Source organism: Methylocystis sp. (genome assembly GCF_051062815.1).
Taxonomy (GTDB): Bacteria; Pseudomonadota; Alphaproteobacteria; order Rhizobiales; family Beijerinckiaceae; genus Methylocystis.
Window position 1 is genome coordinate 88,537 of record NZ_JBPFDU010000074.1, and the last position, 13,292, is coordinate 101,828.

Annotated in this window: 14 protein-coding genes and 1 pseudogene; 10 read left to right on the forward strand and 5 right to left on the reverse strand. The window is 63.7% G+C overall.

Features of this window, described 5'->3' with window-relative positions:
- The first annotated feature begins 42 nt into the window (after positions 1 to 42).
- Together lpxC and ACR65W_RS12745 are read left to right on the forward strand one after the other, a co-directional pair.
- Positions 43 to 978 carry a UDP-3-O-acyl-N-acetylglucosamine deacetylase gene (gene lpxC, locus ACR65W_RS12740; protein WP_434502719.1) on the forward strand — a complete coding sequence of 312 codons (936 nt, stop codon included), beginning with the start codon at positions 43 to 45 and terminating at the stop codon, positions 976 to 978.
- 342 nt (positions 979 to 1,320) lie between these two features.
- Positions 1,321 to 2,220 carry an outer membrane protein assembly factor BamD gene (locus ACR65W_RS12745; RefSeq protein WP_434502721.1) on the forward strand — a complete coding sequence of 300 codons (900 nt, stop codon included), beginning with the start codon at positions 1,321 to 1,323 and terminating at the stop codon, positions 2,218 to 2,220.
- On the opposite strand, the gene ACR65W_RS12750 is transcribed toward ACR65W_RS12745, so the two are convergent.
- Positions 2,164 to 3,099, reverse strand: coding sequence for an alpha/beta hydrolase (locus ACR65W_RS12750; protein ID WP_434501422.1), 936 nt, complete (start codon positions 3,097 to 3,099; stop codon positions 2,164 to 2,166). The two genes, ACR65W_RS12745 and ACR65W_RS12750, sit on opposite strands and share 57 nt — an antisense overlap.
- Positions 3,100 to 3,211: 112 nt before the next feature.
- Between ACR65W_RS12750 and recN the strand changes: the two genes are divergently transcribed.
- The 3 genes and pseudogenes from recN to ACR65W_RS12765 form a co-directional block, all read left to right on the forward strand.
- Positions 3,212 to 4,891 carry a DNA repair protein RecN gene (gene recN, locus ACR65W_RS12755; RefSeq protein WP_434501423.1) on the forward strand — a complete coding sequence of 560 codons (1,680 nt, stop codon included), beginning with the start codon at positions 3,212 to 3,214 and terminating at the stop codon, positions 4,889 to 4,891.
- A 289-nt stretch (positions 4,892 to 5,180) separates the two neighbouring features.
- On the forward strand, positions 5,181 to 5,741 hold the full coding sequence (locus ACR65W_RS12760; RefSeq protein ID WP_434501424.1) for a hypothetical protein: 561 nt from the start codon (positions 5,181 to 5,183) through the stop codon (positions 5,739 to 5,741).
- Between the two features lie 148 nt (positions 5,742 to 5,889).
- A pseudogene (locus ACR65W_RS12765) lies at positions 5,890 to 6,000 on the forward strand (integrase); the annotation flags it as partial.
- A gap of 241 nt (positions 6,001 to 6,241) precedes the next feature.
- Here the strand turns inward: ACR65W_RS12765 and ACR65W_RS12770 are convergent.
- The gene (locus ACR65W_RS12770) at positions 6,242 to 6,529 is read right to left on the reverse strand and encodes a type II toxin-antitoxin system RelE/ParE family toxin (RefSeq protein ID WP_434501425.1); all 288 of its coding nucleotides are present in this window, start codon (positions 6,527 to 6,529) and stop codon (positions 6,242 to 6,244) included.
- Positions 6,526 to 6,822, reverse strand: coding sequence for a CopG family ribbon-helix-helix protein (locus ACR65W_RS12775; RefSeq protein ID WP_434501426.1), 297 nt, complete (start codon positions 6,820 to 6,822; stop codon positions 6,526 to 6,528). Before ACR65W_RS12775 ends, ACR65W_RS12770 begins: the two co-directional genes overlap by 4 nt.
- 114 nt (positions 6,823 to 6,936) lie before the next feature.
- On the opposite strand from ACR65W_RS12775, the gene ACR65W_RS12780 reads away from it, so the two are divergent.
- The 4 genes from ACR65W_RS12780 to ACR65W_RS12795 are packed head-to-tail and all read left to right on the forward strand — an operon-like array spanning position 6,937 to position 10,598.
- Positions 6,937 to 7,815 carry a chorismate mutase gene (locus ACR65W_RS12780; protein ID WP_434501427.1) on the forward strand — a complete coding sequence of 293 codons (879 nt, stop codon included), beginning with the start codon at positions 6,937 to 6,939 and terminating at the stop codon, positions 7,813 to 7,815.
- 2 nt (positions 7,816 to 7,817) lie between these two features.
- Positions 7,818 to 8,948, forward strand: coding sequence for a histidinol-phosphate transaminase (gene hisC, locus ACR65W_RS12785; protein ID WP_434501428.1), 1,131 nt, complete (start codon positions 7,818 to 7,820; stop codon positions 8,946 to 8,948).
- The gene (locus ACR65W_RS12790; protein ID WP_434501429.1) at positions 8,941 to 9,864 is read left to right on the forward strand and encodes a prephenate/arogenate dehydrogenase family protein; all 924 of its coding nucleotides are present in this window, start codon (positions 8,941 to 8,943) and stop codon (positions 9,862 to 9,864) included. Before hisC ends, ACR65W_RS12790 begins: the two co-directional genes overlap by 8 nt.
- 38 nt (positions 9,865 to 9,902) lie before the next feature.
- Complete coding sequence (locus ACR65W_RS12795; protein ID WP_434501430.1) at positions 9,903 to 10,598, forward strand: class I SAM-dependent methyltransferase; 696 nt, start codon at positions 9,903 to 9,905, stop codon at positions 10,596 to 10,598.
- Here ACR65W_RS12795 and ACR65W_RS12800 read toward each other — a convergent pair.
- Positions 10,573 to 10,926, reverse strand: coding sequence for a polyhydroxyalkanoic acid system family protein (locus tag ACR65W_RS12800; protein ID WP_434501431.1), 354 nt, complete (start codon positions 10,924 to 10,926; stop codon positions 10,573 to 10,575). The genes ACR65W_RS12795 and ACR65W_RS12800 overlap by 26 nt on opposite strands.
- Before the next feature lie 283 nt (positions 10,927 to 11,209).
- On the opposite strand from ACR65W_RS12800, the gene ACR65W_RS12805 reads away from it, so the two are divergent.
- On the forward strand, positions 11,210 to 12,172 hold the full coding sequence (locus tag ACR65W_RS12805) for a class I SAM-dependent methyltransferase (RefSeq protein ID WP_434501475.1): 963 nt from the start codon (positions 11,210 to 11,212) through the stop codon (positions 12,170 to 12,172).
- A 72-nt stretch (positions 12,173 to 12,244) separates the two neighbouring features.
- Here ACR65W_RS12805 and ACR65W_RS12810 read toward each other — a convergent pair whose 3' ends face one another.
- Entirely contained in the window at positions 12,245 to 13,216 is a 972-nt protein-coding gene (locus ACR65W_RS12810; protein WP_434501432.1) for a PstS family phosphate ABC transporter substrate-binding protein, read from the reverse strand.
- Positions 13,217 to 13,292: the final 76 nt, after the last annotated feature.

The following is a 13,292-nucleotide window of genomic DNA, read 5'->3' on the forward strand; positions in this document are numbered from 1 at the left end:
GGGGAGGGTTGCGCCATTCGTTCGGATTCACGCCGACATGCGTTGCGCGCGCGCCGCGCCGCGCTTCCCGGAAGCGCGGCCGCGCCAGCGGTCCAGCAGACGCTCGCACGAAGCTTCACGTTAACCGGCCAGGGCGTGCACGGCGGTCGTCCCGCCAGCATGACGCTCGCGCCGGCCGGCGCTGACGTCGGGATCGTTTTCAGCGTCGCCGGAGCCGAGATTGAAGCGCATTGGTCGCGCGTCGACGCATCGAAGTTGCGCACACGGCTCGCCGGCGACGGCGCGAGCGTGTCCACGGTCGAGCACATGATGGCCGCGCTTGCGGCGCTTCGCGTCGACAATGCGCTGGTTTTGCTCGACGGCGACGAGGTTCCAGCCATGGACGGCTCGGCTCGCGACTTCGTCTCGGCGATCGACGAAGCCGGCGTCGTCGCTTTATCCGCGCCGCGGCGCGCGCTGCGCGTCGTCAATCCGGCGCGCGTATCCGACGGGGCCGGCTGGGCGGAGCTGCGGCCGGCGGAATCCGGCCTTCATCTGGATGTGGAAATCGCCTTCCCCTGTCCAATCGGACGCCAGCGCCTTGCGCTTGATCTGACGCCCGAGACGTTCCGGCGCGAATTGGCCGGAGCTCGCAGTTTCGGATTCACGCGCGATGCGGAGCGGCTCTGGCGTGAAGGTCTGGCGCTTGGCGCCAATCTCGACAATACGCTGGTCTTTGACGCGCGCGCTGCGATCAATCCGCACGGGGAGCGATTCGCCGACGAATGCGTGCGTCACAAGATGCTCGACGTCGTCGGCGATCTGGCGCTGGCTGGGGCGCCGATCATCGGCGCCTTCCGCTCCTATCGCGGCGGGCATAGTCTTAATCTCGCGCTGCTCGAAGCTGCGGCGCGCGCAGGCGCCCTGGCGCTCGAACTCGACGCGCATAATGACGGCATGAGTGCGACAGGCCGAAGCCTATCCAGGGCGATCGGGTGAAGGGCTTCCTCATCCTGAGGAGCGTGCGCAGCACGCGTCTCGAAGGGCGAGGAAGCCCGTTTTCGCGTATTTTTCCTCACCCTCGTCCTTCGAGACGCCGCCTGCGGCGGCTCCTCAGGATGAGGGTGAGGAAAACAATCCTTCACCCGATTCCCCTGGAAGCCTATCGCCATAATCTCGCCAGATGAAGGTTCTTCTTTCAGCCGACCGCATAGGCGGGATTGGCGCCCCGACGCGCGCCGTGAGGCAGGGCAGGGGGCGTCCTGCGACGCCATTTGGCTGATTAAGCTTAGAGGGCGCCGGGACGCACGAGCGTCGCGCCGCGCCGCAATGGGGCAACACATGTCTGTTTTCGCACGTTCATTCAAAGTGTTGGCTTTGGCGTCGGCCTTGTCGATCGGCGCGGCGCCGGCGCGCGCCGACCTCATGGACTCGATCACCAGCGGTTTCGGTCTCTTCGGCAGCGGCGGGACGAAATATCAGACGGAGATCACGCCCGACATTCCGGCCGAGGATATCTATAACGCCGGTCTGGCGCGGCTGAAGGCCAAGGATTACGAGGGCGCGGCGAAGAAATTCGGCGAATTGGAAAAGCAATATCCGTCATCGGACTGGTCTCGCAAAGGCCTGCTGATGACGACCTTCGCGCAGTACGAGCACCCCAAATATGACGACGCCGTGCAGTCGGCGATGCGTTATATCGGCCTTTATCCGAATTCCGCCGATACGCCCTATGTCTACTATATCGCGGGCATGTCCTTCTATAGTCAGGTGCCGGACGTCATGCGCGATCAGCAGTCGGCTGAGAAGGCGCTGGAGGTTTTCACGCAGCTTGTACAGAAATTCCCGAAGTCGGAATATGTGAACGACGCCAAATACAAAATCCAGGTGACGCGAGACCAACTCGCCGCCAAGGAGATGAACGTCGGTCGCTTCTATCTGCTTCGCAAGAACTATCCCGCCGCGATCAACCGTTTCCACGACGTTCTCGGCAAATATCAGATGACGCGCCATACCGAAGAGGCGCTCTATCGCCTCACCGAAGCCTATCTCGCGATGGGCGTCACCAATGAAGCGCAGACCGCCGCCGCCATCCTGGGGCATAATTACCCGGATTCGCAGTGGTACAAGGACGCTCACGCGCTGCTGCAATCGGACGGTCTCGAGCCGCACGAATACACAGATTCATGGCTCTCGAAGATCGGAAAGTCGCTCCACGCGAATCTGGCCGTCCTCCAATAATCGCGCCTGGATGAATGCGCCGGCATGCGCCAGCGCGCGCCGGCCGGCTTCAAGCCTTGCATTCCATAAGTGCCACGCGTGGATCATGCGCGGCCAAATTTCCAGCGTGATCGAGACGTCGGCGGCGCCGGCCGCCGCGGCCAGTCGCGTCGAATCGGCAAGCAGCGTTTCGTTCGAGCCCACCTGAATCATGAGCGGCGGCAGCCCGCTCAGATCGCCAAACAGCGGCGAGACGCGCGGGTCATGGCGATCGACTCCTGCCGGGACATAAGCCTGCGCGAGTTCCTCGAGATAGGCCTTATGCAGCAGCGGGTCGGCGTCGTCTTTCGTCGCCAGCGTTTCGCCGGAGAGGGTGAGATCGGTCCAAGGCGAAACGAGCCAGGCGCAGGCAGGAAGCGCCTCCTTGAGGTCGCGCAGCCGCATCAGCAAGGCAAGCGTCAGGCCGCCGCCGGCGCTGTCGCCGCCGACCGCGATTTGGCGCGCGGCAAACCCCTGCTCCCGAAGAAATCGCCAGGCCGCGAGCGCATCGTCATAGGCGGCGGGAAACGGATGCTCGGGCGCCAGTCTGAATTCGACGGCGAGCGCGCGGGCGCGCGCGGCGCGTCCGGCTTCAGTGGCCATGCGGCGGTGGCTGACGATCGAGCCGGAGCAATAGCCGCCGCCATGGAAGAACAGCAGCGCGCGCGACGGGTCGCTCGTTGGCGCGCAAGACCATTCGGCGGCCATGCCGTCGATCGACGCCGGCTCCAATGAGATATCCGGCGCGCTCGGCCAAGCGGCGCCGACTTCCTCGATGCGGGCGCGCCGCGCCGGCCAGCCGACGGGTCGCGGTTTTGCGCTCAGCAGCGCGCGAATGTCGTCGATGCCGAGATCAGCCATAAAATCTCCGTTTGGAAAAGGGCGCTGGCGACTATAATCGAGGGCCGTCCGCGCGTCGCCGGCGCGCGGCTTCCGGCGCATGTGCGCGCCCAGGGCATTTGAGCAAAGCCTCATGCTGGTCCGTCTTTCCATTCGCGACATCGTGCTGATCGACGCGCTCGACCTGGAATTCGCGCCGGGCCTGACGACGCTCACGGGCGAGACCGGCGCGGGAAAATCGATCCTGCTCGACGCCTTCGTGCTGGCGCTGGGGGGGCGGGGCGACGCGTCGCTCGTGCGCGCCGGCTGCGAACAGGGCCAGGTGACGGCGGCCTTCGATACGCCCGCGAATCATCCCGCGCATCTCGCGGCGCGCGAATTCGGCCTCGCGAGCGAGGACGAGCTGGTGTTGCGCCGCGTGCAGTCGGCGGACGGGCGCACCCGCGCCTTTGTGAACGATCAGCCGGCGACCGCGCAGGCGCTGCGCGCCATCGGACGCGAGCTTGTCGAGATCCACTGTCAGCACGACGAACGCGCGCTGGTCGATCCGAATGCGCATCGCGCGCTCGTCGACGCGCATGGCGGCCTTATCGCGCAGGCGAATGACGTGCGCGCGCGCTACGGCGCCTGGCAGGCGGCGCGCCGCGCGCTGGCGGAAGAAGAAGCGCGCATCGCCAAGGCGCGCGCCGACGCCGACTATCTGCGCCATGCGCACGCCGAGCTTTCGGAGCTGGCGCCTCAAGAGGGCGAGGAAGAGACGCTCGCCGAACGTCGGCTTTTCATGCAGCGCGCCGAGAAGGTCGCTTCGGATATTTCCGACGCGCTCTCGGCGTTTTCGAATGACGGATCGCCGGCGCGGGAAATCGCTCAGGCGGCGCGGCGATTGGAGCGGCGTCTGACGCAGGCGCCGCAACTGCTGGACGCGCCTGCGCGCGCCTTGACGCAGGCTGTCGATGCCTTGGGTCTCGCCGAGGAGGCGCTTGAACGCGCGCTCACTGAGACGAAATTCGATTCCACGGAATTGGAGCGCGTCGAGGAGCGGCTGTTCGCCCTGCGCGGCGCCGCGCGTAAGCATCAGGTCGCCGTCGCCGACCTTGCGAAGCTTGAAGAAAAATTCGCCAACGACATCGCCGCGCTCGACGCCTCCGAAGCGCGGCTGGTCGCGCTGGGGCGCGCGCTTGCAGACGCCAGGCAGTCCTATGACGAAGCGGCCTTGGCCCTGTCCGCGGCGCGCCGCGCAGCGGCGAAGACACTCGATGCGCTGGTCGACGCCGAGTTGAAGCCGCTGCGGTTGGAGGGCGCGCATTTCTCGACGCAGGTGACGAGCGACCCGGAGTCCGCCGGACCGGAGGGAATCGACCGCGTCGAATTCTGGGTGCAGACCAATCCGGGATCGCGCCCCGGTCCGCTGACCAAGGTGGCGTCGGGCGGCGAACTCGCGCGTTTCATGCTGGCGCTGAAGGTCGTGCTCGCCGATCGCGGCTCGGCTCCGACGCTCGTTTTCGACGAAATCGACACGGGCGTCGGCGGCGCCGTGGCCGACGCCATCGGTCAGCGGCTGGCGCGTCTCGCCGCGCGCGCGCAGGTGCTCGCCGTCACCCATGCGCCGCAGGTCGCCGCGCGCGCCGGCCAGCATCTGCGCATCAGCAAGGGCGCGCCGGCGAAGACCGGCAAGGACAAGCGCGTCGCGACCAGCGTCGCGGTGCTGGCGGAGGGCGAGCGGCGCGAGGAGATCGCCCGCATGCTGTCGGGCGCGGCGATCACCGAGGAGGCGCGCGCCGCTGCGGCGCGGTTGCTGGAAGGGGCGGGGTAGACGGCCGCCTTGTGGTGGTGTCTCCGTTTGCATTCCGCCTTTGGCGGGAAACGGAAACTTTTGGCTGGCAGGCGGGATGGCCACTTCGCGCCCGGAACTGCCGTAGACCTGCGGCCAGTTACCAGAACTTGGCGCGCGACCCTCGGGAATGGCCGCTATCGGTCGCAGCCCTGCGCAAACTATCGATCGTTCTCCGCCTTCGTCGGCGGCAGATGCGATAGGTTCGCTTCGAACCGTACGTGATGATAAAGCACGGCGCGCGGCTCAGTTCGATGTCAAGGATTTCCAAATGCGCAACATCTCCGTTTTTTGTTCCGTTCTATTTAGCATTGCAAACGCAGCCGTCGGTGCTTCGGCAGAAGAAACTCATGTCCTGCCTATTCCGAAAAACCACGAGCAGGCGCTGATCAATGCGTTCGAGATCATGTGCAATCTCGAACCTCCCAATCTCGACCGCCTTGCCGAGCGCGCCACAGCGATGCGCATGCAGCCGCAAGATGTCGCGCCTCTGAACCTTCCGAGCAATCTGACGCTTCGTAGGAAGGCTTGGAATGGAAAACTGACAACAGGACCGTTCTCGTTTCTCGTCGACGAAACGTCGGGACCGATGGGAACCATTACCACCTGCGCAATCGCAAGCAGCGTTCCGGACGTGAACGCCTTTCGCGGCGAAGTAATGCGCGAATTGCGTCTTTCGACAGAGCCACAACCAACCTTCCTCGGAGGACACCGCGCATTCATTTTCAAAAACTTTCAGGGCGACGGGAGCGGCTTGGTCATTGAAGACCTGACGCCGAGCGGACAGCCCAGCGTCATGATCAAATTGTCCTCATTAAAAAAATCGAATTAGCTATTACCACGCCCAAAGCAGGATCGGAAACGTCGGTTTTCCACCCCGTCCAGCCGCCCGCCCAGTCCGCTATCGGGGCGCATTGGTCGAGATCCAGTTCTGATGGAAGCGAGGCCGATCTTTATTGCTTTTAAGGATCATAATGTTGCGCGGATGCGGCCAGCTGTTGCTCGGCCACACGAAGCTGGAGAGTACTGTTCGATATCTTGGTGTCGAGGTCGACGACGCGTTCGTCCTGTCTGAGCAGACCGACCTGTGATCGAAGGCCGGCGGCATTGTGCCGCCGTCGGCGCTCCCGCACAGCGATTTGCCCGTGAACTCGACGGCGAATTGGCTCCCGTCTCAGTTCACCGACGTGAAGCGCCCGTCTCGTGAGCGGACGTTCAGCAGAGCTGGGTTGGGTCAAATCAAGCCATTCATCATCCCGGCGGGGCGACTGCTATGGGTCGCAAGCCGAAATTCCAGCCGATAACCTACCGCCTTTGGAAGGCGGGCTGATCTCACAGCGACTCCGGCCAGCGGCGCGCTCCATGATAGATGCGCAATATCTGAAGCGCGTTGTCCTTGACGCGATAAGGAACGATGTAGGGCGTCTTGTCGATGACGAATTCGCGCGTTCCAGGCACGCGGCCGGGGCGGCCGATATGCGGATTCTCAGCAAGAGTCGTCTCGACCATTTCAAGAAGGTGAAGGGCGATGCGTCGCGCAGCCGACGGATTGTCCCGCGAAATATATGCGCGTAGGGCGGCGAGATCGTCGATCGCCTCGGGCGACCAGATGATCTTCACGGGCGGCGGGTTTCGTTAGGCGTTTCCCAGCTCTCGATCCAATGACGCACGTCTTCATCTTCAACGCCGCCGCCGCGATCGAGAGAGTCCAGGGCTTTGCGAATTCCGGCGACTTGCCATTCGTTGGCGTCGAGATATTCGGCGATGGCCTCGGCTGTGAGAAAGGAACGGCTGCGGCCCGTGCTCGCCGCGAGGCTGGCGAGCCGCTTCTTGATCTCTGGACCGACCCTCACGGTGAAGGTCTCGGATGTTTCGCGCTTTGTGCGCTTGATCTTTGCAGTTGGTGATTGCATGTACACAGCATAACACACCGCCTGTCGGCGACAATCGTCGTTCAGCAATATCCGGGACGACGGCGCGTCGCCCTTCGTTGCCTCCCGTCCCGCGCTGGCCTAAGAGAGTGCGCCATGCAGAATGCGCCTTTGCTCATGCCCGCCGCGGACACGCTTGCCGAATTGCGCGATGAGATCGACCGGATCGATCGCGACATGCATCGGCTGTTGATGCAGCGCGGCGAGATCATCGACCGGCTGATCGCCGTGAAGCGCGCGCAGGGCGTCGGCTGCGCCTTTCGACCCGATCGCGAGGCGCAGATGATGCGTGCGCTGGTCGAGCGTCACCAGGGGCTCCTGCCGCTCGACGCCGTCGAGGGCGTATGGCGCGTCATCGTTTCGACCTTCACCTATGTGCAGGCGAATTATTCGGTGCATGCGGATGATTCCGGCGGCGACGCGCAGATGCGCGATTCGGCGCGCTTCCACTTCGGCTTCACCGTTCCCTATGTCGCGCATCACGGCGCTGGCGCGGTGATCGACGCGGTCGCCGCGTCGACCGGCGATCTGGGGATACTGCGCGCGACGGGCGGCCTGTCGGATGGCGCCTGGTGGATGCGCCTCGTTGGCGAAGGCGCCCCCAAGATCATCGCGCGCCTGCCTTTCGTCGAACGGCCCAATCATCCTGCGGGTCTGCCGATGTTCGTCGTTGCGCGGCTTCCGGCCGACGCAATGGCGCAGGGCGTGACGCTTTATGCCGTCGGCCTCGCGCGCTGGACACATGCGCTGCCCGCCGCTTTCCAGACGCTCAAAGGCGAAATTCTCGCGAGCGCACCCCATCCGGAAGGGCTCGCGCTGCTTGTCGCGGCAGCGGGGGACGCTGACGCGCAGTCCTTCGCCAAAGCCTTGGCCGAAGCGGGGGTGGAGGGCGCGCGCGTCGACGTGATCGGCAGCCATGCGATGCGCTTCCAGCTTAACGACGCGCGCAGCGGCGTCTTCGCGCCAGGCGATTGATCATGACGAAGCCCACCCCCCGTTCAACCGTTCTCGCGATCGACGCTTATGTGCCCGGCAGGAGCGCCGCGCCGGGCGCTGCGCGCGTGTTCAAATTGTCGGCCAATGAGACGCCGCTCGGGCCTTCTCCGCGCGCCATAGAAGCGCTACGCGCCATGTCCGGCGAGATCGCGCTGTATCCCGAAGGCTCGTCGCGCGCCCTGCGCGAGGCGATTGGCGCGCGTTACGCGCTAGACCCAGACCGGATCATCGCCGGCGCCGGCTCGGACAATCTTCTGGAGCTGCTTGCGCTCGCCTACATCGGGCCAGGCGACGAGGGCGTATACAGCCAGCATGGGTTCCTTGAGTACAAGATCGTCACGCTCGCCGCGGGCGGAACGCCCGTCGTCGCGCCCGAGAGGAACTACACAGCGGAAGTCGACGCGCTGCTTGCCTGTGTGAGCGAGCGAACAAAGATCGTTTTTCTCGCCAATCCGAACAATCCGACGGGAACGTTTTTGTCGGCGAGCGAAGTCTCGCGGCTGGCGCATTCGTTGCCCGCGCATGTGCTGCTCGTGCTCGATTCCGCCTATGCCGAATATGTCCTGCGCGAGGATTACGAGCCGGGCGTCGCGCTGGTCGATGCGCATGAAAATGTCGTGATGACCCGCACCTTCTCGAAAATTTACGGCCTTGCGGGCCTGCGCGTTGGCTGGGCCTATGGACCGGCGCATGTGATCGACGCGCTGAACCGAATCCGCTCGCCTTTCAATGTCTCGAGCGCGGGTTCAGCAGCGGCGATCGCCGCGCTGTCGGATCGCGCGCATCTCGACGCGGCGATCGCGCATAATGACCGCTGGCTGCCGTGGCTCTCGCGAGAAATTTCCGCGCTCGGCCTCGACGTTCTGCCGAGCGTCGCCAATTTCGTCGCCATACGTTTTCCCGACGCGCCGGGATTGACGGCCGTCGACGCCGACCGCTTCCTCATGTCGCGCGGCCTGGTGCTGCGCGCCATCGGCGCCTATGGCATGGGGGAATTCCTGCGGCTCACGGTCGGCGCGCAGGAGGCGAATGAACGCGTCGTCGAAGCGCTTGCTGAATTCATGCAGAGCGCCCGGGCGCCGCAAGACGCGCAAGCAGGCGTTCATGGCTGATCCTGCGTGTGAACGCCTGGCGCTGATCGGCGTCGGGCTCATCGGCTCGTCGATCGCGCGCGCGGCGCGCCAATTCGGCGCAGTCCGGCGCATCGCGGTGATGGATTCATCGCCTCAGGTCGTCAGCCGCGCTGGCGAACTCTGCCTCGCGGACCTCGCAACCCAGGATCAAGCGGAGGCGGTTAGGGGAGCCGATCTCGTCATCGTGTGCACGCCTGTCGGCGCTTGCGGCGACGTCGCGAAAGCCATCGCGCCGCATCTGGAAAAGGGCGCGGTTCTTTCCGACGTCGGCTCGGTGAAAGGCGCCGTCGTCGCGCAAATGACGCCGCATCTTGCCGAACCGGCGCGCTTCATTCCCGCCCATCCGATCGCCGGCACGGAGTTCTCCGGGCCGGACGCTGGATTCGCGACGCTGTTTCAAAACCGTTGGTGCATTCTCACGCCGCCCGACAACGCTGACGCCGCAGCCGTGGAAAAGCTGACGAAATTCTGGATGCGTTTGGGGGCCAACGTCGAGACAATGAGCGTCGCGCATCATGACGCCGTGCTCGCGCTCACGAGCCATCTGCCGCATCTCATCGCCTATAATATCGTCGGAACGGCAGATGATTTCGGCGACGAGACGCGTTCCGAAGTCATCAAATTCTCTGCGTCCGGCTTTCGCGATTTTACGCGCATCGCCGCGTCGGATCCCATCATGTGGCGCGACATCTTCCTCGCCAATAAGGACGCCGTCCTGCAGATGCTCGGACGCTTCAATGAGGATCTCAGCGTGCTGCAGCGGATGATCAGGCGGGGCGACGGGGAAGGACTGCTGGAATTTTTCTCGCGCACCCGCGACATCCGCCGCTCGATCGTCGAGCAAGGTCAGGACACGGCTGCGCCCGACTTCGGAAGGCGAGCGGAAGGGCGGTGAATACCGTCTCGCCCGGGCGGTCTTCACGGGAATCACATATGACCGAATCGAATTTCGACGCGCTGCGCGCCGCTTTCGAAAACGCCGTTCCCGGCTATGACGCGCTGCGACGCCAACTCATTCCGCATTTCGACGCGTTCTACGGGACCGCGCTCGACCTTCTCGAAGAGGTCGTTGGCGAGGGAGAATTTCGATGCGTCGACCTTGGCGTCGGCACCGGTCTCTTGTCGGAAATGATTCTCAAGCGGTTTCCCGGCGCGCAGGTCGAAGGCGTCGATCTCGCGCCGAAGATGCTCGATGCGGCGCGCGAACGGCTCGCGATTTACGGCGCGCGCCTGCGCCTGTCGCTCGCGGATTATGCAACCGCGTCGCTCCCTGGGCCGCTCGACGCCGTCGTCTCGGCGCTCTCCATCCACCATCTCGATCACGAGGCGAAGCGCCGCCTCTTCCGGCGGATTCACGATGCGCTGCGACCCGGCGGCATTTTTCTCAACGCCGACCAGTCGCTCGGCGCGACGCGCGAGATCGAGGACGCCTATCAGCGCCGTTGGGAAGCGGATGTCCGAGGTTCCGGAATCGCCGCCGAAGATTTCGCGGCGGCGAGAAAGCGCGCGGAACTCGATCGCAGCGCGACCTTCGCAGATCAGATCGCCTGGCTCGAAGAGGCCGGGTTCCGCTATGCCGATATCGGCTGGAAGCGCCACCGCTTCACGGTGTTTTACGCGCGGCGCTAGCGTCGTTTTTCGGCGCTTGGCCGATGCGCAAGGCGTCGCCGGCGTTGCGCGAGATGACCTGCTGCACCTTGCCGGAGAGCGCGGCGAGCAGCCAGGGCAGCTGAATGTCGATGCGCAGCAAATCTTTCAGCACCGTGATCTGCGCCGTCGCCGTCTGACCAAGCGCCGTCACGCGAACTGTCCCGACGTCGCCGGCCCAGGTGACCTCGGAATGCGCGACCTTGTCCACATACTCGCGCTGCATCTTGGTCAGCTGCTCGGAAACTCGGGCTTTCGCCGCTTCGACGCCCAGATTATGCGGCACTGTGACGGTGATGGCGTTCGACATAGGCTTCCTCCACTTGCCCCAATGTAGGCGTCTCAGCGCCGGTTTAAATGGCGCGGCCAAAGCCGGTGGATGATCGCTCGACAGTCGGTTCCGCCGGGTCAAGATTGCGCCTTTCACATCAAGTTCCGCGTCGATCGTCGATCGATTGCGCCGATATTTGAAGGTGCAAGGGTCGAAAATCATAGAATTCCTTGCGCTGAAACGTTAAGGTGCCGTTCATCTTTCATGATGAACGCGACGCGCCGGCGTGGCACGCCGCAGCGATGCAGCGTTGTCGCTTCGGATGGACAACATAGGGAGGCTTGGAATCGTGATCGATGACTATGGCGAGATCAACACAGCCAAGGCGAATTTCGACGAAATCTATGTAATGGATGACCCAAGGTCGTACTATTCTGTCCTGGGTGGTTTGGATTACATGATTCCCGACGTCGCTGAGCCCGTCATCCGGCAGGTGCTTGCGGCAAAGGCTTCCGGCGGAAATAAGCCAGTCGTCCTCGATGTCGGTTGCTCTTACGGGATCAATGCCGCAGTGCATCGGTTTCCGCTCACTTTCGATACGCTGAGGCGCCGATACGCCCGGCGCGAATTGGTGGAATTATCCTCGGAAGATCTGTTGCGGCTCGACGCCAATTATTTCGCGGCGTGGCCGGATCGCGGACTTGCGAGCTTTATCGGTCTTGATATCTCGGAGCCTGCGATCCGTTACGCCAAGAGCGTTGGTCTGATCGCGGACGGCGTGGTCGCAGACCTTGAAGAAAATGATTTGACGCCGGACGCTGCGCGCGTCGTCTCCCGCGCGGACGTCATCCTCTCGACGGGCTGCATCGGTTACCTGGGCGAGGCGACGTTTCGCAAGTTGCTGGCGCGGATGAATCGTCGGCCATGGGTGATCTCCTTCGTGCTGCGCATGTTTCCCTTCGATGGCGTTGCGCAGGCGCTCAGCGACTTTGGCTACGTCACGGAGCACTTGGACGGCGCCACCTTCATCCAGCGGCGCTTCCGCAACGGCGACGAATTCGAGCACACGTTGCAGACTCTCGCGGCCCTCGGAAAAGACACGCATGGCCTCGAGGCGGAGGGCCTCTATCACGCCGACCTCTACATTTCCCGTCCCGCCGAGGAAGCGGCGCAACTGCCGCTCTGCGACTTCGTCACGATCGCGAGCGGCCGCTATCGGTCGTTCGGACCGCGCTATGTCCATGTCGAAACCGAAGAAGGCAAGCTCGTCACGCTCGAGCCTTGAGCGCACGACCGGATAGGACGAACTCGGCGAAGTGAGCGCGGTCAAACGGAGACCAGTCTCACCCGTCGCGATTCATCTCGCCGATGCGAGTAGGCCGAGCCGCGTCAGCTCGTGCTCGCGAATGTTGCGGGTGATCGGATAATAGCCGCCTTTTTTTGCCTGGGTCTGGCCATCTCTCGAAAGCACATATGTGACGAACTCGCCGCTCAGCGTGTCGATCGGCTTCTTGGGATCCTTCAGCAGATAGACGTAGAGGCCTCGCGCCAGCGGATATTTGCGCGAATAGGTGTTGTCGAAGGAGGCGTCGTAACAGGCCTTGCCGGCAGTCACGGGAACGGCGCGCACTGCGTCCGTCCTATAGCCTATGCCTGAATAGCCGATTGCAGACTTGTCGGCGCCGACGGCGCTCACGACGGCCTCCGATCCGACCTGCATCTTGATGTCGTCCTTGAAATCGGCGCCGCTCAAGACATGCTGTTTGAAGAACTTGTAAGTGCCGGAAAGCGTGTTGCGGCTATACATGGCGATTGGCTTCGCCGCCCACTCGCCGGTCAAACCAAGTTCGCCCCAGGTGCGGATGCTCTTTCCGCCGCCGCTTTTCGGATCGGCCGCAAAAACCCGCTCCATCTGCTCCATGCTGATGCACTGGAGCGGATTGTCCTTATGGACATAAATCGCGAGGGCGTCGATCGCGACCAGAACCGCCGTTGGCTTATAGCCGAATTTCGTTTGGAAGGCGGCGATTTCGTCCGGCGTCATTTGACGCGACATTGGACCGAGTTGCGCTTCTCCCGAGAGGAGCGCCGGCGGCGCCGTATTCGAGCCCTTGCCGACAAGTTCGATCGACACATTCGGGTACATCGACTGAAACCCTTCGGCCCAGAGCTCCATTTCGTGATGCATCGTGTCCGAGCCGACCGACCTCAATTTTCCCGACAGTCCGTTGACGATCTTGTAGGGGGAGAGCTCCAGATCGAGCGCGACAGCGCCGGCGGTCAAAGCCACCAAAGCGGCCACGGCGGCGGAGAGGGCTCGCAGTTTCATGGCTTTTTCTCCGTTGCATCAAGTCATTGCGGCCGAAGCCACTTCGCCGCGGCAAGCGCGCGATCGACGTGGAATG